General features: G+C 45.3%; 24 protein-coding genes, 2 tRNA genes and 1 pseudogene. All 27 read left to right on the top strand.

What is annotated here, in order from left to right; all coding sequences use genetic code 11:
* The first annotated feature begins 30 nt into the window (after window positions 1-30).
* The 27 genes and pseudogenes from DW965_RS19270 (at window position 31) to DW965_RS02210 (ending at window position 24,380) form a co-directional block, all read left to right on the top strand.
* The gene (locus DW965_RS19270; protein WP_055221261.1) at window positions 31-183 is read left to right on the top strand and encodes a hypothetical protein; all 153 of its coding nucleotides are present in this window, start codon (window positions 31-33) and stop codon (window positions 181-183) included.
* Between the two features lie 84 nt (window positions 184-267).
* A complete protein-coding gene (locus tag DW965_RS02325) occupies window positions 268-744 on the top strand; it encodes a VanZ family protein (RefSeq protein WP_055221318.1) in 477 nt (158 codons plus the stop codon).
* On the top strand, window positions 725-1,042 hold the full coding sequence (locus DW965_RS02320; protein WP_022462010.1) for a hypothetical protein: 318 nt from the start codon (window positions 725-727) through the stop codon (window positions 1,040-1,042). The genes DW965_RS02325 and DW965_RS02320 overlap by 20 nt, the downstream gene beginning before the upstream one ends.
* A gap of 65 nt (window positions 1,043-1,107) precedes the next feature.
* Window positions 1,108-1,719 (top strand): HD domain-containing protein, encoded by a 612-nt coding sequence (locus DW965_RS02315; protein ID WP_119197970.1) that lies wholly within the window; start codon window positions 1,108-1,110, stop codon window positions 1,717-1,719.
* Between the two features lie 66 nt (window positions 1,720-1,785).
* Window positions 1,786-3,807, top strand: a complete 2,022-nt coding sequence (locus DW965_RS02310) for an aminopeptidase (protein ID WP_118640280.1) — start codon at window positions 1,786-1,788, stop codon at window positions 3,805-3,807.
* Window positions 3,808-3,929: 122 nt separating this feature from the next.
* Complete coding sequence (gene purE / locus DW965_RS02305) at window positions 3,930-4,436, top strand: 5-(carboxyamino)imidazole ribonucleotide mutase (RefSeq protein WP_022462013.1); 507 nt, start codon at window positions 3,930-3,932, stop codon at window positions 4,434-4,436.
* A 25-nt stretch (window positions 4,437-4,461) separates the two neighbouring features.
* Window positions 4,462-5,487: a phosphoribosylformylglycinamidine cyclo-ligase gene (gene purM, locus DW965_RS02300; RefSeq protein WP_055221253.1), complete on the top strand. Its 1,026-nt coding sequence runs from the start codon at window positions 4,462-4,464 to the stop codon at window positions 5,485-5,487.
* Window positions 5,481-6,107, top strand: a complete 627-nt coding sequence (gene purN, locus DW965_RS02295) for a phosphoribosylglycinamide formyltransferase (RefSeq protein WP_022462015.1) — start codon at window positions 5,481-5,483, stop codon at window positions 6,105-6,107. Before purM ends, purN begins: the two co-directional genes overlap by 7 nt.
* A 5-nt stretch (window positions 6,108-6,112) precedes the next feature.
* The gene (purD, locus tag DW965_RS02290; RefSeq protein ID WP_117509727.1) at window positions 6,113-7,384 is read left to right on the top strand and encodes a phosphoribosylamine--glycine ligase; all 1,272 of its coding nucleotides are present in this window, start codon (window positions 6,113-6,115) and stop codon (window positions 7,382-7,384) included.
* A gap of 179 nt (window positions 7,385-7,563) precedes the next feature.
* Window positions 7,564-7,731 carry a hypothetical protein gene (locus DW965_RS19030; protein WP_158554991.1) on the top strand — a complete coding sequence of 56 codons (168 nt, stop codon included), beginning with the start codon at window positions 7,564-7,566 and terminating at the stop codon, window positions 7,729-7,731.
* An 84-nt stretch (window positions 7,732-7,815) separates the two neighbouring features.
* Window positions 7,816-7,888: transfer RNA gene (locus tag DW965_RS02280), tRNA-Val, on the top strand.
* A gap of 33 nt (window positions 7,889-7,921) precedes the next feature.
* Window positions 7,922-7,995, top strand: a tRNA-Met gene (locus DW965_RS02275).
* 189 nt (window positions 7,996-8,184) lie between these two features.
* Window positions 8,185-9,317 (top strand): annotated as a pseudogene (gene rffA, locus DW965_RS21955) (dTDP-4-amino-4,6-dideoxygalactose transaminase).
* 6 nt (window positions 9,318-9,323) lie between these two features.
* A complete protein-coding gene (locus DW965_RS02265; RefSeq protein ID WP_055221246.1) occupies window positions 9,324-9,932 on the top strand; it encodes a YdcF family protein in 609 nt (202 codons plus the stop codon).
* A 280-nt stretch (window positions 9,933-10,212) separates the two neighbouring features.
* Complete coding sequence (locus tag DW965_RS02260) at window positions 10,213-10,443, top strand: hypothetical protein (RefSeq protein ID WP_055227097.1); 231 nt, start codon at window positions 10,213-10,215, stop codon at window positions 10,441-10,443.
* Between the two features lie 84 nt (window positions 10,444-10,527).
* A complete protein-coding gene (gene rlmD / locus DW965_RS02255; RefSeq protein ID WP_330420812.1) occupies window positions 10,528-11,655 on the top strand; it encodes a 23S rRNA (uracil(1939)-C(5))-methyltransferase RlmD in 1,128 nt (375 codons plus the stop codon).
* 2 nt (window positions 11,656-11,657) lie between these two features.
* On the top strand, window positions 11,658-11,924 hold the full coding sequence (locus tag DW965_RS22410) for a tRNA (uracil-5-)-methyltransferase (RefSeq protein ID WP_330420810.1): 267 nt from the start codon (window positions 11,658-11,660) through the stop codon (window positions 11,922-11,924).
* Between the two features lie 285 nt (window positions 11,925-12,209).
* Window positions 12,210-12,677, top strand: a complete 468-nt coding sequence (locus tag DW965_RS02250; RefSeq protein WP_117548357.1) for a DUF6075 family protein — start codon at window positions 12,210-12,212, stop codon at window positions 12,675-12,677.
* The gene (locus DW965_RS19265) at window positions 12,664-12,828 is read left to right on the top strand and encodes a hypothetical protein (protein WP_166462287.1); all 165 of its coding nucleotides are present in this window, start codon (window positions 12,664-12,666) and stop codon (window positions 12,826-12,828) included. Before DW965_RS02250 ends, DW965_RS19265 begins: the two co-directional genes overlap by 14 nt.
* Window positions 12,829-12,843: 15 nt before the next feature.
* Window positions 12,844-13,620 carry a ParA family protein gene (locus tag DW965_RS02245; protein WP_096241086.1) on the top strand — a complete coding sequence of 259 codons (777 nt, stop codon included), beginning with the start codon at window positions 12,844-12,846 and terminating at the stop codon, window positions 13,618-13,620.
* The gene (locus DW965_RS02240; RefSeq protein ID WP_117548358.1) at window positions 13,613-14,518 is read left to right on the top strand and encodes a ParB/RepB/Spo0J family partition protein; all 906 of its coding nucleotides are present in this window, start codon (window positions 13,613-13,615) and stop codon (window positions 14,516-14,518) included. Before DW965_RS02245 ends, DW965_RS02240 begins: the two co-directional genes overlap by 8 nt.
* Window positions 14,499-15,674, top strand: coding sequence for a DUF6017 domain-containing protein (locus DW965_RS02235; RefSeq protein WP_117548359.1), 1,176 nt, complete (start codon window positions 14,499-14,501; stop codon window positions 15,672-15,674). Before DW965_RS02240 ends, DW965_RS02235 begins: the two co-directional genes overlap by 20 nt.
* 6 nt (window positions 15,675-15,680) lie before the next feature.
* Window positions 15,681-16,019, top strand: coding sequence for a DUF6050 family protein (locus tag DW965_RS02230; protein ID WP_117494604.1), 339 nt, complete (start codon window positions 15,681-15,683; stop codon window positions 16,017-16,019).
* 109 nt (window positions 16,020-16,128) lie between these two features.
* Window positions 16,129-16,485: a helix-turn-helix domain-containing protein gene (locus DW965_RS02225; protein WP_083864366.1), complete on the top strand. Its 357-nt coding sequence runs from the start codon at window positions 16,129-16,131 to the stop codon at window positions 16,483-16,485.
* A gap of 445 nt (window positions 16,486-16,930) precedes the next feature.
* On the top strand, window positions 16,931-17,566 hold the full coding sequence (locus DW965_RS02220; RefSeq protein WP_004612797.1) for a sigma-70 family RNA polymerase sigma factor: 636 nt from the start codon (window positions 16,931-16,933) through the stop codon (window positions 17,564-17,566).
* Window positions 17,567-17,569: 3 nt separating this feature from the next.
* Window positions 17,570-17,992: an RNA polymerase sigma factor gene (locus DW965_RS02215; RefSeq protein ID WP_015540938.1), complete on the top strand. Its 423-nt coding sequence runs from the start codon at window positions 17,570-17,572 to the stop codon at window positions 17,990-17,992.
* A 406-nt stretch (window positions 17,993-18,398) separates the two neighbouring features.
* Window positions 18,399-24,380: a SpaA isopeptide-forming pilin-related protein gene (locus tag DW965_RS02210; RefSeq protein ID WP_119197969.1), complete on the top strand. Its 5,982-nt coding sequence runs from the start codon at window positions 18,399-18,401 to the stop codon at window positions 24,378-24,380.
* Window positions 24,381-24,482: the final 102 nt, after the last annotated feature.

Here is a 24,482-nt window from a genome sequence, read left to right as displayed (position 1 = left end):
TGGTACACTTGAAAAAAGGAGTTTTGCACGATGAATGAAAAAATCTATAAAACCATGGGACGTGTCGGCGGCGGAAATATCGCCATGGGCGCAGTACTGGTTGTGGTAGGGGTAGCAACCGGTGTCCTGATGATCGTAAGCGGAGCAGGCCTGCTGAAACGACGCGGGGAAATTATGTTTTAAGAAAAATGCCGGAATATTTTGGAAGCGCATGCGCCGAAGAGGTATTCCGGCGTTTCTGATACCACGCAGAAAGGGGAAACGAAGATGAAGCAGGAGACGAAAGCCAGAATCCGCGTTGTGGGACGGATTTTATTTCTGGTGTATCTTCTTGCGCTCGTTTATTTTCTGTTTTTTGCAGAAGAATACGGGAGAAGAAACTTTTTTGAACTGGATTACCGTTACAATCTGGTGCCGTTTCAGGAAATCAGACGGTTCTGGATTTACCGCGAAAAGGTGGGATTCCTTGCCGCATTTTTAAATCTGGCGGGCAATGTGATCGGTTTTCTGCCGTTCGGCTTTATCGTTCCGGTGATGCACAAAAAAATGGAGAGTTTCTGGAAAGTATCGCTTCTTGGTTTTATGTTCAGCCTCTGCGTGGAGACGATTCAGCTCATCACGAAGGTGGGCTGCTTTGATGTAGATGATCTGATGCTGAATACGCTTGGAGCCATGATCGGCTGCGGCGCATTCCTGATCTGCAATAAATTCAGGAGATGGAAATATGGCGAGGAAGAAGTATAATTACAATTTTGTCCGGAAGCCGTCGGAAGGCGGAAAGGAAGCTCTCTATATGGCAGGTGCTTCGGTCTTTCTGTTTCTGCTGGCTTCGGTCGTATCGTTTGCATTCCGCGGAAACGGAGGCATTTTTCTCGGAGCAGCGGGACTGTTCTCATTCCTTCTGTCGGGATACGGCTTCTATGTGGGAATGAAGAGCTTTAAAGAAGAACAGGTCAGCCACAGAATGTCGGTTCTCGGCTCGATTACGAGCGGCGGCATGCTGGTCGCATGGCTGGCACTGTTTCTGATCGGTGTGAGATAAATGTACTCTCGTAAAATCAAGCACAGAAAGACTCCGGGAGTACATATAAAGAAAAGGGGAAAAAGATGGATCGCGAACGTTTTGAAAAACAGCTGAATTTTATTCTGGAGATTGATAAAGAAAAACAGATCCTGCGCCAGACGCACATCCGCGGCTATTCGCGCCAGGAGGACGACGCGGAGCACGCATGGCACATGGCGGTGATGGCATTTCTGCTGCAGGAATATTCGAATGAGAAAATCGACATCGGCAGAACGATGCTCATGCTGCTGATCCACGACCTCGTGGAGATTGATGCAGGCGACACGTATGCGTACGACGCGGAGGCAAACAAAACAAAAGACGAGAGAGAACACAAAGCGGCCGAGCGCATCTACGGCCTGCTGCCGGAGGATCAGGGAAAAATGCTGATGGATCTCTGGCTCGAGTTCGAAGCGTATGAGACACCGGAAGCGCGCTTTGCTCATATGATGGACAATTTCCAGCCGCTGCTTTTAAATCATGAGAACGATGGAAAAGACTGGACCAGCCACAATGTGCGGATTTCCCAGCCGTTAAAACGAAACGAGAAGACGGCGACCGGCTCCGAGGAGATCTGGAGTTATATGGAAGAGATTCTCGAACAGAGTATCCGGGATGGAAAAATTATTGACGACCGGGAAGAAAAACAGGAATAAGTTAAGAAGAATGAGGGGCAGATCTGCCCCTCGTAACAGTTAAAGAGAAACAGAAAGGGATTTTTTATGACGGATGAATTATTAAACGAGCGGTATGCGCTTGCAATTGAGCGGATCCGCCAGATTCCGGCGGAAAAAAGCGTTCCGCAGCCGTACCGTGATTTTTTTGCACAGATGGCACAGTACCTCTGCAAAATGGACCAGATCCGGAGCAGAATCGCAGAAGGATATCTAAAAACAGCATCCGAGGAAGAGCTGGCTGTTTTTAACCGCGAGCCGTATGAAGATGTGATCGGGGAGCGGTATGAGACCTCCTACGGAAACCCGGCGTTTGCCGTGCGGGCACTTGGTGAAACGCATGGAAGGAGCCTCTGCTGCCTGTACCGGGAGCTGGGAAATGCTGTTGTCTGGGTCTATGAGGACCGCCTGCTGGAGCTGACTGCGGCGATGGAGCTGTATCTCGAGTTGTATGCGATGTTCGAGGAGGAGACGCTGCCGTCCGCGCAGTATGTAAAAGAGAGCATTTATTGGTATGTGAGCGATTACGCCGAGGAGCGCCAGGAATACCAGGTGCGCGAAATCGTCGACCCGTCGCTGCACTTTGTGAAGGATATTGTGATGGAATCTGATCTGACGGATCTGCGGTATCTGTACCAGTACGGCGAATATATCACCGAAAATGAGAAGGGTACAGCCCGCTTTTTAAATACGTTCAGCCAGGAAGAAATCGACGCGATGGCACGCACCTACACAGAAGGCTTCCGCAAGTGCTTTCTCGTGGCGCGAAAAGATCTGTCGAAAAAGAAGACAGTCAGCATCCGCTTCCACATCGGTTTTGAGCGCATGATCCGTGCGGCAATATTACAGTTCCGCGAGATGGGACTCGAGCCGGTGATTTCCCGCGGCGCGCGGAGAACGTGGGTTGCCGGTGCGTCTGCGAATAAGCAGTATGACTACGATCACCGGAACGATGAGGCGCTGTATCTCAACGAGGATCTCGTGAAGAGACGGCTCCGCGCGATGCAGGTGAAATACGACGAGTACAAAGAACTGGCGGACGGCTATGCCGGCCCTGCCGTGGTGGAAACCTTCGGCGAAGTTCCGTTTGAGCCAGTAAATAAAAAACAGGCACTGCACTTAAACGAGCGCCAGCAAAAGCTCCGTGTCGGTTTCCAGAACGAGGCGGGCCAGATTGTAAACCGCTATATCAAGGATGACGAGTACGGCTACACGATCATCGCCTACCCGATGCCGGAGATCGATCCGCGCTACGAAAAAATTTTCCGTGAGATCGTAAAGATCAACACGCTCGATTACGAAAAATACCAGCGCATCCAGCAGTACCTGATCGATGCGCTCGACGAGGGTGTTTCCGTGCATGTGCTTGGAAAAGGAGAGAACAGAACGGATCTGCGCGTGATGCTGCATCATCTGAACGATCCTGCGAAAGAGACGAATTTTGAGAACTGTGTTGCCGACTGCAATATTCCGGTCGGAGAGGTCTTTACTTCCCCGAGTCTTACCGGCACGACAGGCGTGCTCCATGTGACGGGGGTCTACCTGAACGAGCTGTATTACCGCGATCTCTGCCTGACGCTGACCGACGGCATGATCACCGCGTATGACTGCGCAAACTTCGAAAAAGAAGAGGACAATCGTACTTATATAGAAGAAAACCTGCTGTATCACCACAGGACGCTGCCGATCGGTGAGTTTGCCATCGGAACGAACACGATGGCGTACGTGATGGCAGAGCAGTACGGCATCGCCGGAAAACTGCCGATCCTGATCGCAGAGAAGATGGGCCCGCATTTTGCGATGGGCGACACCTGCTACGCCTGGGCGGAGGACAGCCCGATGTACAACCCGGACGGAAAAGAAGTAATCGCGCGCGAGAACGAGGTTTCGGCAAAACGGAAAGAAGATCCGTCGAAAGCATACTTCGGATGCCACACGGACATCACGATTCCGTACCGCGAACTGCAGTCGGTTGCGGTCGAAAAAGCAGACGAAACGACGATCCCTCTCATTGAGGACGGACGCTTCGTCCTGCCGGGAACGGAAGAATTAAATGAACCTTTTGGCTGATTATGGGTTGACATTTCTGCGCCTGCTTAGTATATTATAAGCAGAACTGAATGATTAAAACATAAATATAAGCATAACTAATGAATAACGCTTAGAACAGTTAATCAGAAAAGGAGAACAACATGGCTAAAGTAGGAATTGTGATGGGCAGCGACTCTGATATGCCGGTAATGAGCAAAGCAGCCGACATGCTGGAAAAATTTGGAATTGAGTACGAGATGAAAATCATCTCCGCACACCGCGAGCCGGATGTATTTTTCGAATATGCAAAAACCGCAGAGGAGAAAGGCTTCAAGGTTATCATTGCAGGCGCAGGTATGGCAGCTCATCTGCCGGGTATGTGCGCAGCTATTTTCCCAATGCCGGTCATCGGAATTCCGATGCATACCACATCGCTTGGAGGTCGTGATTCCCTGTACTCCATCGTACAGATGCCGAGCGGCATTCCGGTAGCAACCGTTGCCATCAATGGCGGTGCCAATGCCGGAATCCTGGCAGCAAAGATTCTTGCAACTTCCGATCCGGAACTGCTTGCAAAACTGAAAGCATATACACAGGAAATGAAAGAGCAGGTTGAGGCAAAAGACGCAAAACTGCAGGAAACAGGATACCGTAACTACAGTAAATAAAAACAAAGGACAAGGGAGGTTCACCATGGATTACAAGAACGCAGGAGTAGATATTGAAGCTGGATACAAATCAGTAGAATTAATGAAAGAGCACGTAAAGAAAACCATGCGCCCGGAGGTGCTGGGCGGCCTTGGCGGTTTTTCCGGCGCTTTTTCCCTGGCAAAAATCAAAGAAATGGAAGAGCCGGTGCTGCTTTCCGGTACAGACGGATGCGGAACCAAGGTGAAGCTCGCCATGATTCTTGATAAACACGACACCATCGGCATTGATGCCGTTGCCATGTGTGTGAACGATATTGCATGTGCCGGCGGAGAACCGCTGTTCTTCCTCGACTACATCGCATGCGGAAAGAACTATCCGGAGAAGATCGCTTCGATCGTAAAAGGCGTTGCAGAAGGCTGTCTGCAGTCCGATGCGGCACTGATCGGCGGTGAGACCGCAGAGCATCCGGGCCTGATGCCGGAGGATGAGTACGATCTGGCAGGTTTTGCTGTCGGCGTATGTGACAAGAAAGACATGATTACCGGTGAAAATCTGGCAGCCGGAGACGTACTGATCGGCATGGCTTCCACCGGCGTTCACAGCAACGGATTTTCTCTTGTCCGCAAAGTTTTCGATATGACAAAAGATTCTTTAAATACATACTATGATGAGCTCGGCGCAACCCTCGGCGAGACCCTGCTTGCACCGACCCGTATCTACGTAAAAGCACTCCGCGCCATCAAAGATGCCGGTGTAACCGTAAAAGCATGCAGCCACATCACCGGAGGCGGCTTCTACGAGAATATTCCGCGTATGCTCAAAGACAACACCGTAGCCGTTGTACAGAAAGACAGCTACACCGTACCGCCGATCTTTGATCTGATGGCAAAGAAAGGCAATATCGACGAGCAGATGATGTACAACACCTTCAACATGGGTATCGGTATGGTACTGGCTGTTGATCCGGAAGATGTAGACGCAGCGATGAAAGCCATCCGTTCCACAGGAGATACGCCATATGTGATCGGCCACATTGAAAACGGAGAAAAAGGAGTACAGTTATGCTAAGATTAGCAGTTCTCGTCTCCGGCGGCGGCACGAACCTGCAGGCGATTCTGGATGCGATTGACGAGGGAACCATCACAAACGCGGAGGTTTCCGTTGTCATCAGCAACAATGCAGGAGCGTATGCGCTGGAGCGTGCGAAAAAGAAGGAGATTGATGCGGTATGCCTTTCCCCGAAGACCTTTGCATCGAGAGAAGCATTCAACGAGGCACTGCTGGCGAAACTGCAGTCGTACAACGTCGATCTCGTTGTGCTCGCAGGATGCCTGGTTGTGATCCCGCAGAGCATTGTGGATGCTTATCCGAATAAGATCATCAACATTCATCCGTCCCTCATTCCGTCGTTCTGCGGAACGGGCTATTACGGACTGAAAGTGCACGAGGGCGTATTATCCCGCGGCGTCAAAGTGACGGGAGCGACGGTTCATTTTGTGGACGGCGGAACAGACACCGGCCCGATTATTCTGCAGAAGGCAGTCGAAGTGCACGAGGGCGATACACCGAAGGCACTGCAGCAGCGCGTCATGGAAGAGGCCGAGTGGGTCATCATGCCGCGTGCGATTGATCTGATTGCAAATGGAAAGGTAACGGTAGAAGACGGACACGTAAAGATAAAGGAGTAAGAGCGATGAAAGTACTGATTGTAGGAAGCGGCGGAAGAGAGCATGCGATTGCCTGGAAGGTGGCACAGAGCCCGAAGGTAGACAAGATTTACTGCGCTCCTGGAAACGCAGGAATTGCGGAGTACGCAGAGTGTGTCGATATTGCAGCGATGGAGTTTGACAAGCTCGTTGCTTTTGCGAAAGAAAAAGAGATTGACCTGACCGTCATCGGCATGGATGATCCGCTGGTCGGCGGTGTTGTCGATGCGTTTGAGGCAGAGGGACTGCGCGTATTCGGACCAAGAAAGAATGCGGCAATACTGGAAGGATCGAAAGCGTTCTCCAAAGACCTGATGAAAAAATACCATATCCCGACGGCGGCATACGAGACATTCTCCGATCCGGAGGCGGCAGAGAAGTATCTGGAAACCGCAAAATTCCCGATCGTACTGAAAGCCGACGGTCTGGCGCTTGGAAAAGGCGTTCTGATCTGCAACACCTTAGAGGAAGCAAAAGAGGGCGTCAAGACGATCATGCTCGACAAGAAATTCGGCAGTGCCGGAAACGAGATGGTCATCGAGGAGTTTATGACGGGGCGTGAGGTTTCCGTTCTCTCCTTTGTGGATGGAAAGACGATCAAGACGATGAGTTCCGCACAGGATCACAAGAGAGCAGGAGACGGCGACACCGGCCTGAACACCGGCGGTATGGGCAACTTCTCCCCGAGTCCGTTTTATACCGAAGAAGTGGATAAGTTCTGTAAGAAATATATCTATCAGCCGACCGTAGATGCGATGGCAGCCGAGGGAAGACCGTTTAAGGGAGTTATCTTCTTCGGACTGATGCTGACACCGGACGGACCGAAGGTGCTCGAGTACAATGCCCGCTTCGGCGATCCGGAGGCACAGGTTGTGCTTCCTCGTATGAAGACAGACATCATTGATGTATTTGAAGCCTGCATCGACGGAACTCTCGACCAGATCGACCTGCAGTTTGCAGATAATGCGTGTGTCTGCATCGTACTGGCTTCGAACGGTTATCCGGTTTCCTACGAAAAAGGATTCCCGATCCGCGGACTCGAGACGTTCAAAGAGCATGAGGGCTACTACTGCTTCCACGCCGGAACGAAGTTCAAGGACGGCGAGATCGTGACGAACGGAGGCCGTGTACTCGGCGTGACAGCACTTGGCGATACCCTGAAAGAGGCACGTGCGAATGCATATAAGGCTGTTGAATGGGTTGACTTTGACAATAAATATTACCGCCATGATATTGGAAAAGCGATTGACGAAGCGTAACGTGAATGTGAATTTTAATTTTGAGTAAAATGGAGCCGCCAGAATCCCGGTGAAAGGGAAATCTGGCGGCTTTGTCTTTTTATTCAGAAAAGGGAATAAAGCGCCGCCGTTCCGGATACAATAGTAAGGAGATCCTTTGCTTTTTAGCAGAATCAGAACAGGAAAGGCGGTCGGAAAAGATGGGAATCGTTTGTCTGGCGGGGATTTTTGCCGTATTTCTTCTGCTTGCATGGACGCTCTGCCGGGCGGCAGGATGGGAGAAAGAACGGGAAGATCTGGAACAGGAGCAGTACCTGAAAGAGTGGCGGGAGAAAAAGTTGAAAAAATCGAAAAAATTTGAAAATTAGTGTTGACATTTGGCGGGTGGAATGCTATACTAACGAAGTCGGTTGGTGATACAGATAAAAAGCCGACAGACAAAACACTGATGTGGGGTCTTAGCTCAGCTGGGAGAGCATCTGCCTTACAAGCAGAGGGTCATAGGTTCGAGCCCTATAGGCCCCATATTTTATGAAAAACGGTGTTGAAAATGAATATGGCGAGATAGCTCAGTTGGCTAGAGCACGCGGTTCATACCCGCGGTGTCGAGGGTTCGAATCCCCCTCTCGCTACTTATGGAACCCTTGAGAAATCAAGGGTTCTTTTGGCTTTATGGACAGTATGATGATATGGCTGTCATGTCAAAATCGTGTCTTGAAATCCACAGGGATTTGTGAGAAAATAAGACTACCTAAGAGCTTGTTTTGGGCTCTGAAAGTAAATAAAACAGTAATGGATAGAAGAAAGATAAGGAAAAAACAATGATAGAGTTTAATAAACCACCTTTTATTGGAACAGAACTGGAATACATCCGCCAGGCGGCAGAGGAAAACAACAAGCTGTGCGGCGACGGTCCTTTTACGAAGAAATGTTCTGCCTGGATGCAGGACAATTTCAACGTAAAACATGCGATGCTTACGACATCCTGCACCCATGCACTGGAAATGGCAGCTTACCTGTCTGAGATTCGGCCGGGCGACGAAGTGATCATGCCGTCCTACACGTTTGTTTCCACTGCAGATGCCTTTGTTCTGCGCGGAGCAAAAATCGTCTACGTGGATATCCGTCCGGATACGATGAACATCGACGAGACCAAGATTGAGGATGCCATCACCGAAAAAACAAAAGCGATTGTTCCGGTTCACTATGCGGCGTTGCCTGTGAAATGGATACCATCATGGATATTGCAAAACGCCATAACCTGAAGGTTGTAGAGGATGCGGCACAGGGTGTGAGCGCGTACTACAAGGGAAAAGCCCTTGGAACGATCGGCGATTTTGGCTGCTACAGCTTCCATGAGACGAAAAACTATACGATGGGAGAGGGCGGCGCGCTGCTGTTCCAGGATGAGAATTATCTGGAAAAAGCAGAGATCCTTCGTGAAAAGGGAACGAACCGCAGCAAGTTTTTCCGCGGACAGATCGACAAATATACCTGGATCGACTACGGCTCCTCCTATCTGCCGAGTGATATGAATGCGGCTTACCTGCTTGCAGAACTCGAGGAACATGAGAAAATCGATAGAAAGCGGATGGCCATCTACAACTATTACCATGAGCAGCTCCGTCCGCTGGCTGAGGCCGGAAAGATCGAGCAGCCGGTTGTGCCGGAAGGCTGTGTACATAATGCGCATATGTACTTCATCAAGGCAAGAAATCTGGAAGTGCGTACAAAACTGATCAACTATATGAAAGAGCGCGGTGTGATGTGTGTCTTCCATTACGTTCCGCTCCATACCTCCCCGGCCGGACAGAAGTTCGGTGTTTTCCACGGAGAGGACAAATACACAACAAAAGAGAGCGAGCGCCTGATGCGTCTGCCAATGTTCTACAGCCTGTCTGAACAGGATATGGCATATGTCGTAGAGTGCCTCATGGACTTTAAAGAGTGGTAACATTTCATGTATGAGAAGTTTTTAAACTACTTTACGGACTATATTTTCGTGAAGGATGAGCCGCAGAAAGCCGATGTGATTTTTGTGCCGGGAAACGGATATCCGCAGATGGCGGCGCACGCGGCAGAACTCTGGAAAGAAGGATTTGCGCCGTATGTGCTTCCGTCGGGAAGATACAGTACTGTGCTCGGGCATTTCGCCGGTGTACAGGATCTTGCGGAGCAGTACGGCGGGAACTATGAAACCGAGTGGGAGTTTCTGCGGACGGTACTGCAGAAAAACAGCGTGCCGGAGAAAGCGATTCTGCGCGAAGACCAGGCGACGTATACGTATGAAAATGCACTGCGGTCACGGGAAGTGACAGATGCGGCGGGCATCGAGGTAAAAAAAGCGATCCTCTGCTGCCGGAATCTCCATGCGAGACGGTGTATTCTGTATTACCAGCTTGTCTACCCGGAGACAGAGTTTTTTGTCTGTCCTTCGGATATTGAGTTCACCAGAGAAAACTGGCATACAAAGGGTGAATGGATCGACCAGGTGTTAGGAGAAATGGAGCGCTGCGGCGGTCAGTTCCACAAGATTCTGCGGGAACTGCCGGCGGATTCTGAATTTTAACACCAGTAGACAAGAAGTCCCCCGCTTTTAAAGCGGTGAGATGAATTGTTAAAAGAAACATAACGGCAGTGGTAGGCGGAGAGAAATCGGTATCCTCCACTGACATGAGGAAAGTCACAGTCGAACTATTCTCGACATGTCAGACTCCGTGAAAATACCGACTGTAAGTTGAAACGAAAAGATTTATAAAAAAGAGCGGAAATTGTGGTAAAATTGCGGCTCGTATGGTATACTATCGTTAAGTTAAGTTTCTAATCTAAAGCAAAGGTTGGTGGACAGTATGAATAAGATTGATGAAGTATTAGAGCTTTTAAAACAGAGAGAACGTGAGAGCGAAAAACCGAAAAACGTGATTTTATGGGTCCTTGCCATTGTCGGAGCGGTAGCGGCAGTTGCAGGAATCGCATACGCAGTATACCGGTTTGTAACTCCGGATTATCTGGAAGACTTCGAAGATGATTTCGATGACGATTTCGACGATTACTTCGAGGATGAAGACGAAGATAAGTAGGATGGAAAAAAGAAACTCCGGTGCCGGAACGTGGTACCGGAGTTTTTCTGTCCGGAAATCAGTTTGACATAGAAGGAGAAGAGAATGAAAAAAGGAGAAATTTACGAGGGAGTCGTGGAAAGAATTGATTTCCCGAATAAAGGACGTGTACATGTGGAGGGCGAGACGGTTACCGTGAAAAATGCAATTCCGGGACAGAAGATCCGCTTTCAGATCAACAAAAAAAGAAAGAACCGCATGGAGGGCCGCCTGCTCGAAGTAACAGAAAAATCCCCGATGGAAAAGCGCGATCCGGTCTGCAGTATTTTCCCGTCCTGCGGCGGATGCATGTACCAGACGATGAGTTATGAGGATCAGCTTGCAATGAAGGTCGGTCAGGTGAAAAAACTGCTCGACGATGCCCTCGTGGAGGCCGGCCAGGTCAATGAGGCGGGGGAGGCCGATTATCCGTTCCTTGGAATCAAGGGAAGTCCGAAGGAGTTTGCATACCGGAATAAAATGGAGTTTTCCTTCGGCGATGAATACAAGGACGGCCCGTTGTCTCTCGGACTTCATAAAAAGGGAAGCACCTACGATGTCCTGACCGCGTGCGACTGCAAAATCGTGCATGATGATTTCACAAAGATTCTGACCTGCGTGCTGGCGTATTTTAAAGAGCGGAACGCAAGTTACTACCACAAGATAAGCCACGAGGGTTACCTGCGCCACCTGCTGGTGCGAAGAGCCGAGAATACCGGAGAAATCCTGGTAAATCTCGTCACCACAAGTCAGGAGGAGTGGGATCTGATGCCGCTCGTGCAGGAAGTGCTTGGTCTGCCGCTGGAAGGAAAGGTTGTCGGATTCCTCCATATCATAAATGATTCCCTGGCAGATGTTGTAAAGAGCGATGAGACAAAAGTGCTCTACGGACAGGACTACTTCTATGAAGAACTCCTCGGACTGAAATTCAAGATCACCCCGTTCTCCTTCTTCCAGACCAATTCCCTTGGCGCGGAAGTTCTCTACAGCACCGCCCGCGAGTTCGTCGGCGAGACGAAAGACCGCACGATCTTCGACCTCTACAGCGGAACCGGAACCATCGCCCAGATCCTTGCACCGGTCGCAAAAGAAGTGATCGGCGTGGAAATCGTGGAAGAAGCTGTTACAGCTGCAAAAGAGAACGCAGAGGCAAACGGCCTTACCAACTGCAGTTCCTCGCCGGAGACGTGCTGAAGGTGATCGATGAAATCGAAGAAAAACCGGACTTCATCGTTCTTGATCCACCGCGCGAAGGAATCCATCCGAAGGCTCTGCCGAAGATAGTTGATTTATATAGGTGTGAAAAAATGCTTTATATCTCCTGCAAGCCGACTTCTCTTGCGCGGGATCTGGTAGAGTTTGCAAAATATGGATACCGTGTAGAAAAAGTCTGCTGTGTTGATATGTTTCCGGGAACGGTGCATGTGGAGACTGCGGTGTTGCTACAAAGGAAAAATATGTAGAAATCCTTGAATTTACGCACTTTGTGGAGTTTTTCAGTTTCAGAAAAATAGGTGAAAATCACAAAGAAAAGAGCCTTGTGAAGAAAGTAACCGTTGTTGTTGCGTTAGACCTCGGGACGGGGAACACAAAGAATCTTGAATATGAAAATGAATAGAGAGATATCAGATTATTGATAGATTATAGGGATACTTGTCAAAAGCGGGTGTCCCTATTTTTATAGGGCATTCCAGAAATGGAGTGTCTTTTTTATACCAAAATATTAAAAATTCAGGAGGAAAACGAAAATGACAAACACAGCGTTAAGAGCAGAGAATAGCAATTCTCGCACAATTACTTTCAAGAGCAGGGAACACGAAAAATTTTATGAGGAATATCTGAAAAAATGCAGATATCAGGATGTCTACCATCGGGCTTTGATTTATTGCCTGGGTATCGACAGAGACACAAGAGATAATGTGAATAAAATCTATAATTTTAAAACTGGATGTGTAAAAACGGAATGCCTGCAGGAAGGGTGGCAGACCAGTGGAAGTTTACGAATTGTCCGTATGGCATTTAACCTGTATTGTAATGGAACACCAAGCGTCGGAGATTACGAAGCAGAAGAAGATCAGTTGAAAGAATGTCAGTGTTATACCGTAGAGGATCTGTTTTGCTGTGGATATGCCCGGTATTTCTGGGAAGCTATTAAAATCCGTTATCCAGAGTATTGCTTTTACAAAGACTGGGAGGATATATATGCTGAAAATTAGATTACAGGGTACTTTGAGGGACATTCAATGGTTTCGACGTATTTTGGAAAATCATAAGGAATTGGATGTCCTGGAAGTATCTGATGCTTATGCAAATAAAGGAACAAGTAAATATTTTCGTGTTTATGTAGAAGTAGAAGAAAAACAGTAAATCGGAGGAAGGTATATGTGTAAAGTAATTGCTATTGCAAATCAGAAGGGCGGAGTAGCCAAAACAACGACAACCATCAATCTGGGAGCCGGACTGACAAAGAATGGGAAAAAAGTAGTGCTGGTAGATGCAGATCCGCAGGGACATCTGACAATGGGAATGGGATTTCCCAAAAATCTCAAAGTGACTTTAAAGAGTATGATGGAAAATATCATCATGGGACTGGAGTTTGATCCAAAGGAAGCAGTCTTGCACCATGAAGAAGGGATGGATCTGATTCCGTCCAATAAATTGCTTGCCGGAATGGATATGTCCTTATTTACTGTTGAGGATAGGGAAAAAGTACTGAAAGAGTATCTGGAACTATTGAAAGATGAATATGATTATATTCTGATTGACTGTATGCCATCATTGGGAATGCTGACAATCAATGCGTTGAGTGCAGCGGACAGCGTTCTGATTCCGGTACAGCCACAATATTATGCGGCGGATGGACTTATGGAATTACTGAAAGTGGTAAAAGGAATCCATCAGAGGTTTAATCCGGAATTGCAGATAGAAGGTATTTTGTTCACAATGGATAATTGCCGTTACAATAATGCAAAGAGAAACAAACAGGCAATTAAAACTACATATGGAAATGACATTAAGATTTTTGAGCAGACGATTCCGAGAACGGAAAGTCTTGCAGAAACAGCATCTGAAGGTGTAAGTATATTTGCTTATGATGGAAAAAGCAAAGGGGCAGACAGTTACAGAGAACTGGTTCAGGAGGTGTTGAAACATGCGTAGACCGAAAAAAGAGATTCAGCTTACCTCTTATGATGAGTTACTGGGATTAGAAGAATCACCGGAAAAGAGTATGAACCAGGTTGTGGAAATAGAACTGGAAAAGCTCTATCCTTTCAAAAATCATCCATTTCATGTAAGCGATGATGAAAAAATGGCTGAGACAGTAGAGAGTATTAAAAACTACGGTGTTTTAAATCCTGCTCTGGTAAGACCCCGATCAGAAGGTGGATATGAACTGATTTCAGGTCACAGGAGAAAAAGAGGCTGTGAACTGTGTGGCAAAACAACTATGCCGGTCCTTGTCCGAAACTATACAGATGATGAAGCTGTCATAATTATGGTCGATTCCAACATTCAGCGTGAAAATATTCTGCCAAGTGAAAAGGCCCATGCCTATAAGATGAAATATGATGCTATGAAGCACCAGGGAAGTAAAGGTGAAAAATATACGGCAGATATGGTTGGTGAAACAGCCGGGGACAGTGGAAGAACTGTGCAGAGATATATCCGTCTGGCTTCATTATCAGATGGATTATTGGAATATGTGGACGATAATAAAATCCCTATGATAGTGGGAGAAAAATTGTCTTATCTGAAACCACAGGAACAGGAATGGCTTCTGGAAGGAATTGTCAACAGTAATATCTTTCCGACAAAACAACAGGCAGAACAATTAAAGGAATGCAGTGCAAATGGAAAATTAAATCAGGGTTATATCTATGCCGTTTTATTGAAAAAAGAAAACAGTAAAATCAATGTAACCATTCCGGCAAAAAGAATCGGCAATTATTTTCCAGAGACATATTCTAAAGAACAGATAGAAGAAGTTATTTTTATGCTTTTGGATAAATGGAAACAAAACAGAGAAGGAGTAGCAGATGCAGAAGATACAGTTTGATTATTTTACGGGAATGGAAGCGGAACAATATAGCTTTTATCGTGTCCCGAAAGTGCTGTTTACAGAACCATGCTTTAAAGCTCTTTCTTGTGAAGCAAAGGTATTATACGGTCTGATGCTGGACCGTATGAGCCTGAGCATTAAGAACCGATGGCTGGATTCAGAGGACAGAGTATATATTATTTTCACGGTGGAAGAAATTGCAGAGCTGATGAACTGTGGAACCCAAAAGGCAGTGAAGCTGGTAAAAGAGTTGGACAGTAATAATGGGATTGGACTGATTGAAAAGAAACGTCTGGGTCTGGGAAAGCCTAATGTTATTTATGTGAAAAATTTTATGCTCAGAGAAGTGCCAGACCAAAAGCCGATGGATAGCTGTGCAGATTTGCAATCAGAGCAGAAAAATTATAGAAAATGTGCAGATCTGCAATCTGAGCAGGGAAACCATGAAGAATGTGCAAATCTGCAATCAGAAGCTGAGAATAGGGAAAAAACAGGCACTTTTCTGAATTGTGAAAATCATCATTCAGGAGTAGTGAAATCCACAATTCAGGATTGTGTGGAATCACAATTACAGAATGGTGAAAATCACAATTCAGGAATGATGAAAACCACAAATCAAGAATTTCCAGAATCACAATTCCAAAATTGTGAAAATCATCATTCAAGAATAGTGGAAATCACAAAACCAGAATATCCGAAATCACAATCTAATAATACTGATATTAACAAGACTGATATTAGTGAAACTGAGATAAATCAATCCTATCCAATCATATCAGGCAATCTGAAAAAGAAAAGAGATGTGATGGAGGAGATGCGGGCATATCGTGAAGTGATTCATGAAAACATAGATTATCAATATCATGCCAAAGAAGATGTGGATGAACTGGTAGAACTGATGATTGAAGTTATGATGATGCCGGAGGACAGTATGATTCGGATCGCAGGGACAGAAAAGCCAGTTGCTTTGGTGAAAAGCAGGTTTATGAAGCTGAATTATTCACATATCGAATATGTGCTGTTTTGTCTGAATCGAAATACGACCAAGGTTGGAAACATTAAAGCATATCTTTTGACTGCCCTGTATAATGCCCCGGCAACGATAAACAGCTATTATCAGGCAGAGGTTAATCACGATATGTATGGAGGATAAAGGAACATGAGAAATATGATAAAAAAAGTTATTGTTCCAGCACTGGTGATTGTTGTATTGTTTGCAGTGCTGAGACCGCTTTGTATCCAGGATGGGAAGTGCAATTATTTATTGCTGTTGCTACTGATGGGGATACCATTCGGAATTGGAAAAATGTGTGTCTGGATGGTTCCAAGAGGGTTTGACCTTGGAGGAACACTGGCAGTATGGATAATGAATTTTCTGATCGGAGGATTGATAGGAAGTGTCGTTCTTCTGGCAATGGTTGGACAGGCAATCATTTATCTTAGTGTTTTCTTGCTCACAGTTATTACAGGAATACATAAAATACCGAGAATAAAATGAAATAGATCTTTTGAAAAGCAGCTAAGACAAAATTAGCTGCTTTTTTTCTGGAAACTTTGCGACACAATGTCGTAAAGCTGGGATAAATTGCAGGAAAGGAGACACCGTATTGAGCAATCGTGCAATTTCCACAGAACTTATTGAATTGGGAGAACGGATCAGAAAACGCAGGCAGGAAATGAAGTTGTCACAGGAATCTTTTGCGGAAAAAGCAGGTATCAGTGTCAATACGGTCAGCAGGATAGAAGGAGGGCAAACGGCAATGTCTGTTGAGATTTTCAGGAAGATGATTGAGATCCTGGAAACAGATGCCAATATCCTGATGGGAAAAGAGAGGGACGATGCAGAAAAAAGAAAGCAGTTTGAGGAAGTATTTTATCGTATTCAGAAGATGGAATGGAAAGAGCAGAAAATTATCATGCAGACAATAGATTCACTGATAGAAAGTTTTAATGAGTACAGGTGAAATTTCACCATATATGGGGTGTAAAACAAAAAAACTCCCCATATATGCTAAGGATAATAGTTTTTTGTGCTGTTAAAATAGCAAACAGAGAGAAAGAGACAGAAACAAGGAAGGGAGACAGGATTGATGACCAGACAAGAAAATTTAATCTATCGGAAGCAGTGTCCCTATGATGCAATGGGAGACTATTCTGTTTTGATGGAAAATGAAAAGAACATAAAAACAGAAAGAAATGCAAAGAAGTCTGACCGGGACATCAGACGGAAAATAAAATAGAGGCTGCTGTAAATTAGCAGAAAGGGCAGTAAGGAAGTTTCAGGCTCTCGTTAAAAAAAACGGGTGTGCCGGAAGCTGTTTTTTACTGCCCTTTTGCCAGTAGATCAGTAATAATCCTATCCTTTCTGCTGATGGGCACCTGTTGCCAGCAGGCAGAAGGGTGGTAATTATGCTGACATTGCAGGAATTGAAACAGGTTGTAGGTAACAGGGAAGAAAGAAGAAAGGTTCCATCCGCCAGGTATTTAAGAGAAAACGATGTGGCAGTTGTAAAGCAGAGACTGATAGATGGTGCGGAAATTATTGCGTATCAGACAGGATATGTTTTCTATTGTGCAGGTGATTATGGAACGGTTTTTCCTTTATTTACCTGTCGAGATTATGTATATGAAGCAGGAAGAAAAATAACAGTTGTTAAGGAAGATTTTTTTGATAATCAGCCCTGGTATGTGCGGTTGATATTAGAAGGTGAAGATCGGCTGTGCAGGAACAGGGAGGTACGAGAACATAATAATTGCATTTCATATAGCCATATTTCAGAAGGCTGGTGCGAATTGGTGGACAAAAGGCAGAATGTACTTGAAAAACTGATTATAGAAGAAGCTATTGGAGAATTCATGGATCTGCTGACTGACCGGCAGAGACAGGTGATCCATCAAATTTATTTTCAGCAGCGGACACAAAGAGAAGTGTCACGGGTGTTTGGAATTACAGAACCAGCAGTATCAAAATGTATTTCACAGGCAAAGCAGAAAATGAGAAGAAATGCAGGCAGACTGATCGGAGTGCTTCAGAAGGGAGAATAAAAGATGCGTGGTAAAAAACCAAAGGAAAGACAACGGTATGTGCTGCGTGTAAATGAAACTCTCGTAGAAGTTACCAGAGACGTATATCTGGCATGGTACCAGTCAAGAAGAAAAGAAAGATACCAGCTTGAAAAAATGCAGAAAAATGGTGTATGTGGAATAGAAAAAGTAGAGGAAACGAGTTACAACAGTTATTTGCATATATTATCACCAGAAGAAATAGTCATCAGGCTGTCAGAAATACAAGAGCTGCAGGAAGCTCTGAAATATTTGTCTGAAGAAGAAATGGAATTGATAAGACTATTATTTTTTGAAGAGTACACAGTAAAAAAAACAGCACAATATTTCGGGTGTTGTACAAAGACAATCAGAAACAGGAAAAACAAAGTATTGCAGAAACTAAAAGACAGGCTGGAAACTTTGTAAGTTTTTGCTGTTTCAAAAAATTTTCTAAAAAAATTTCAAACAGGTTAATTTTTGCCCTTTCACACATGCGGTTAGTGGAGGGGCAAATGTCTATCTTAATTCAAAATAATAAATTCCCTCTAAAAGTGAACCTTGACAATTTCATATCAGCAGCAAGAGGATACCTGAATTTCCCAGCTACGCATCTGGCGGCGGGCATTCGGTGACAACGTGAAGGGCAATGGATGAGAGGCACCCTTGGCAGGAATGATTACGAATTACCTCTTGCGGCTTAATAGCTCAATCCTGCTTTTATTTAAAAGTCAATCCAAGACACAAGGGAGATGGTTCCTATGATTGATTCATGCAGGTGTAAGCCTGAACGAAAGTGGAGTAAATTATTGAAGAAAGAGAGGATTCAGTCAAAATGAAAATGCGATTTAAAAGATTCTTGTCGGGATTTATGGCAGTTGCAACTTTGGCGTCTGTCATCGTTCAACCAGTCACGGTTTCTGCTTCTGAATTAGAACCAGAACCAACTTCATTTGAACAGCAATATCCAGAACTGCAGGATGTGCAGGATACTCTTGATAAAGATGAAATTGTGGAAGCAAAGGATATTGAGATTCCCTATGGAGAAGAATTTGAGGTGGAAGTCGATCTGTCCGGTATAGAGGGCGTGAATGAAAAAAAGGTGAAAGTTTTATTTCATGAAGCAAAAAGTGAAGCTGGTACAGATTTTGACGTACATACACCGGATACCTACAAAGCTGTCTATGCAGTAGAGCCAGTCAGCGGTCACCCAGCTTACAGAGTAAGCAGAAACATTACAGTAAAAGAGCCGGAAACAGAAGCACAGACAAAGAGTTCTTTTGAAAATACAGCTGGTGAAGGAAATGCCGGTGAAACAGAAGATTCCGGTAATGCGGAGGAAGATGCTGATTCGGACAGAGCAAAAGAGATTGTAACTGATCTTACAGATGGACAGGAAGTAACAACAGATGAAGAATCTGGTCTGACTGTTTCAGAAGTAATGGATCAGGCAGAAAATGAAGGAATTGACTTGTATGAGATGGAGCCGGGCGAAACAGTGACATTTATGGCGGCAACAGGAAATGCAAGAAGTTCACAACAGGTTTCAGTGACAAGAGGTGCCGAATACCGATATGCGGATTATGGTTATGGAACTTATCTGACTTATCAGTATACCGTAAAATTTGGTAATGTGTCCGCCACAGCTTATTGTGTACAGCCGTCCAAACCGGGACCTGGGACAGGAACATATACAATCAATAAGGTTGGGGATGGCAAAGCACTGGCTAAAGTATGCTACTATGGCACAAAGGCTTCTGGCGATGATGGATTTTTTACCGAGGAAAATGGTTATGGAAACCTGAGTGCAGGAGCCAGATTTATTCTGGTACATCTTGCTGCGTCGTATGCGAATGGCAGTTCAGATGCTTTTTCTGGTGCAAACACTACTGCACAGAATCTTGCGAAAAAACTTTATAATTATTGTATTTCTCAGCCAGATATTCCGGATGTGGCAATGTCTTTTTCAGATGCCGATGTGACAGCTTATGTAGATGGCAACAGCCAGAGAACAAAGGAGATTACATTTAAAGCGGATGAGCTTCAGAGTATCACAATGAAACTCCCAAGTGGCGTGAAACTCCATAATGTAACAACCGGAAAGACAAGCAAAGCTGGCGAAGCAGTGGAAATCAGTGGTGGAACCAAGTTTTACTTATCTGCACCTCTTACACAGGTACAGGATGTCGCAGGAAGCTGGTCTGCAACCATGAAGGGCAGTGTAATGAAAGATTATTCTGCGTATAAGATCAGTACCGGCTCCGGTTCACAGGATCTGGCACTGGTATTTGGTGAAGGTGTTGATGATGAGAAATATGTGGACTTCAAAGTAACTTGGGTGCAGCACGCAAGTGTGAAGGTGATTAAAAAAGATGCAAAAGCAGACGCAAAGCTGTCTGGTGCAGTGTTTGGTTTATACAGTGATGCAAACTGTACAAAGCTGATCACAAAGTTACCGGCAACCGATGCGAACGGGGAATCGTCCGTACAGATCATTAAGACACAGGACACTGTATATCTGAAAGAGATTACAGCTCCGACAGGATACCGTATCAATGCAACTGCCTACAATGTAAAACTGGAAGTCAGTAAAACAACGACTGTGACTGTTCCGGATGAAGAACAGATGGGACAGCTGACTGTTTATAAAGAAGGTCAGGTTCTGACAGGTGCAGATGTCACCGAGAATGGAACAACATTTAAGTATGAGAAACGCAGACAGAAAGGTGCGATTTATGATGTGTATGCCGGGGCAGATATTAAAACTGCTTATGGTGCCAAGGTTTACAGCAAGGGTGATCTGGTCAAAGAGAATCTGACAACAGACTCGAATGGGGCAGTCATTCTGAAAAACCTGCATCTTGGTACATATATCATCAAAGAAAAACAGGCTCCGATCGGATTTTATAATGCCGGGGAAGAAAAGTCAGTCACTCTTTCTTATGCAGGACAGAATGTAGATGTTGTTTTTTCTGAGACAACTTTTACGAATGACAGACAGAAAGCAGAAGTAGTTGTGACAAAGCAGGATAAGGATACAGAAAATCCTCTGGATGGAGGAATTTTTGGACTTTATGCAGCCAGTGACATTAAAAATGCAGATGGAACGGTTGTTGTAAAGAAAGGCACTCTGATTGAGAAAGTGACAACTGGAAATGATGGAACAGCGAAATTTACCGCAGATCTGCCGCTGGGATTTTCCTATGATGTAAAGGAAGTACGGGCTCCGGAAGGCTATCTGAGAAATGCAGATGATGTATATACGTTTACTTTTTCTTATACAAACGATAAGGAAGCGAAACTGACATTTAAGCATACCTTCAAAAACGAGCGTGTGACAGCAAAGATTTCCTTACAGAAGCAGGACAAAGAAACAAAGAAGGCTGTTCCACAGGTAGATGCTACTTTAGAAAAGGCAGTCTATGGACTATATGCCCGTGAGGATATTGTCCATCCGGATGGAGCAACTGGTGTGATCTACGAAGCGGGTGAGCAGGTTGCCACTCTTACAACAGATAAGAATGGACAGGCTTCTGTAGATGGATTATATCTTGGCAATTACTATGTAAAAGAGATTACTCCTCCAACGGGTTACCTGGCAGATGAAGAAGAACATGATCTGGTCTGCAACTATGAGGGTGATTTTGTAGCGGAAGTAAAACGTGACTGTCTGTCTCTGGAACAGGTAATGAAGCAGCCATTTGAAATCATCAAGGCAGCGAACAACGGAAAGACAGATGCCGATTTACTGAAAGGTGCAGGATTTACCGCTTATCTGGTATCTTCCCTGACAGTAAAAGAAGATGGCAGCTATGACTTTGGTTCTGCCAAGCCGGTAGTGATCGGGGAAAATGGTGCAACAGAGATCTTTACAGATGAGAAAGGGTATGCCCGCAGTATTGCGATTCCGTATGGAACTTACATCGTCCGTGAAACAACCACACCACATAATTACACTCCGGTCAATGATTTCATCGTACAGATTACAGAGAATCATCCGACTACACCGCAGGTATGGAGGGTGCTGCTTGACAAAGAGTTTGAAGCGAAGCTGAAGATCATCAAACAGGACGATGAGACAAAGAAAGCAGTCCTTCAGAAAAATACGGAGTTTAAGATTTTTAACCTGGATACAGAAAAGTATGTGGAGCAGGTAACAACGTATCCGACGACGGTAAAACACAAATCTTATTTTACAGATGAGCAGGGATACTTAATCCTTCCACAGAATCTGAAGATTGGACATTACCGTATTGAGGAAGTGAACGCACCTTATGGATATACGCTCAATGAGAATTACTATGAGGTAGATGTAGATTCCAATACAGCATATCAGATGGACGGAACTTCCGGCGATGTGATCATTGAGATCGCATACGAGAATCATCCGGTTAAGGGAGAACTGAACATCGTAAAACAGGGTGAGGTCTTAAATGGTTATAAAGATGACTTTACTTATCAGAAAGAAACTCTGGAGGGAGCAGTCTTTGAGGTATATGCTGCCGAAGATATTTATACAGCAGATTTCCAGAAAGATGATAATGGAAACCGTATCCTGGAGTATGCTTCTGGGGAACTGGTAGGAACTGTTACCACGGATAAGGATGGAAAGGCACAGATCGCTGACCTTCCACTTGGAACCTATAAGATTGTTGAAAAGACAGCACCAGAGGGCTTTGTGTTAAATGAAGAAGCACAGACAGTAACATTTGAATACAAAGACCAGAAAACACCAGTTATTGAGCAGACAGCAACCTTTGAGAATGACCGCCAGAAAGTGGAAGTGTCCGTAGTCAAACAGGATGCAGAGACAAAAACGGTTGTGGCGGGTGCAGAGTTTGGTATCTATGCAAAAGAAGATATTCTGGCACATGAAGAAGTGATTGTGAAGGCAGATACCTTACTTGGAAAAGCAGTCAGTGGGGAAGATGGAAAGGCAGTATTTGACGTTGACCTTCCATTTAGTACTTACTATATCAAAGAACTTGCAGCTCCGGCAGGGTATGTCTCTTCTTTTGAGACTTTGGAAGTGACTGCCAAATATCAGGGACAGGATGTGAAAATGGTAGAGCTGGAATCTGTATTTAAGAACCAGCCGACAAAAGTAACCTTTACGAAGTCCGATATTACGACAGGCGTGGAACTTTCCGGGGCAACGCTTACGGTGCTTGATAAGGATGGAAATGTGGTAGATACATGGAAGTCTGTAAAGGGTGAGGAACACTTGATTGAAAGACTCACAGCCGGGGAGACATATACTCTTCGTGAAGAAATGGCTCCTTATGGCTATCTGATGGCGGAAGAAGTTTCCTTTACTGTGGACGATACTGCTGAAATCCAGAAGGTAGAGATGAAAGATGCAGTGCCAATCGGAACACTTATCATCAATAAAAAAGGTGAGTTCCTGGAGAAAATATCTGCACTGGATTCCATTGGCGGATGGATGAAGCATCTGTTTGAATATCTTTCCGGTTCCCTGAAAGACGTTACTTTTGAGGTTTATGCCTTAGAAGATATAAAAGCGGCGGATGGTGAGAGTGAAGATTACTACAAAAAGGATGCACTGGTAGCAACGATCACGACGGATGAAACAGGAGTGGCGAAACTGACAGACCTTCCTCTTGGCAAATACTGTGTCAAAGAGAAAGAGACAGCAAATGGATATGTCCTGGATGGAGAAGCTCGTGAAGTGGATCTGACTTACCGTGACCAGAATACCGCAGTTGTTACTTATTCTGCTGACTGGCAGAACAAACGCCAGAGAGCAGAAGTAAACGTGTTAAAGAAAGAAAAAGATTCCGACCGTGTACTGGAAGGGGCTGTATTTGCCCTGTGCAATAAAGAAAATATTGTCAATGCAAAGGGCGATGTGATCTTGAAAGCGGATACGGTTATTGAGGAGCAGGCTACGGATAAGGAAGGAAAACTGACCTTTACGGCAGATCTGCCACTTGGCTATACCTACTATGTGAAAGAAACTTCTCCGGCACCGGGATTTGCGACAACAGACCAGGTACAGGAATTTACTTTTGAATATGGTGGGGCAGATAAGGAAACACTGTCTTATGTGTTTACTTTTGAAGATGAGCCGACAACCGTAGAGTTTACCAAAACATCCCTGACAGACGGAAAGGAGATTGAGGGAGCAAAACTGAAAGTTACAGATGAGAGTGGAAACACTGTGGATGAATGGACTTCTGGTAAAGAACCACATATCATCAAAGAACTGACCGCTGGCAAGAAGTACACCATGACAGAAACACTTCCTGCGGACGGTTATGTGACAGCAGAGAGCATCACTTTTACGGTGGAAGATACCGGTGAAGTACAGAAAGTGGAAATGAAGGATGATGTGACAAAAGTGCAGATTTCCAAGACCGATATTTCCGGTAAGGAGCTGCCAGGAGCGAAACTGACGATCCTTGATAAAGATGGAAAGACCGTAGAAAGCTGGACATCTGAGAAAAAACCACACTACATTGAGATGCTTCCAATCGGGAAATATACCCTCCGTGAAGAAACTGCACCGGATGGTTATCTGGTTGCAGAAGATGTGAAGTTTACGGTCAAAGATACTGGAGAAATCCAGAAGGTTGTGATGAAGGATGAGGCGAAACCGGAGGAAACTCCAACAGAGACACCGACGGAAACACCAGAAACCACATCAACACCGGAGACGAAAACCACAGAAGAAACAAAGAAATCGACTTCACCAAAGACAGGAGATAATACTCCGATTCTGTTCTGGATTCTGCTTGCAGGGGCTGGAATGGCTGGTCTTGGTGGAACAGTGATTCTTCGCAAAAAGAAGAAATAAGAAAGCATAAGATTTCTTAGTAATGGATGAGGGCATTTATGGACACAGGATTCATAGATGCCCTCTTATAAAATTTCAAGAGAAGTGAAGGGAGAAAAGAAG

Origin of the sequence: Blautia sp. AM47-4, from assembly GCF_003479865.1 — a bacterium.
In the GTDB taxonomy this organism is placed as follows: domain Bacteria; phylum Bacillota; class Clostridia; order Lachnospirales; family Lachnospiraceae; genus Fusicatenibacter; species Fusicatenibacter saccharivorans.
Note: the sequence above shows the minus strand (reverse complement) of the source record. Positions and strands in the feature narration are given on the sequence as shown.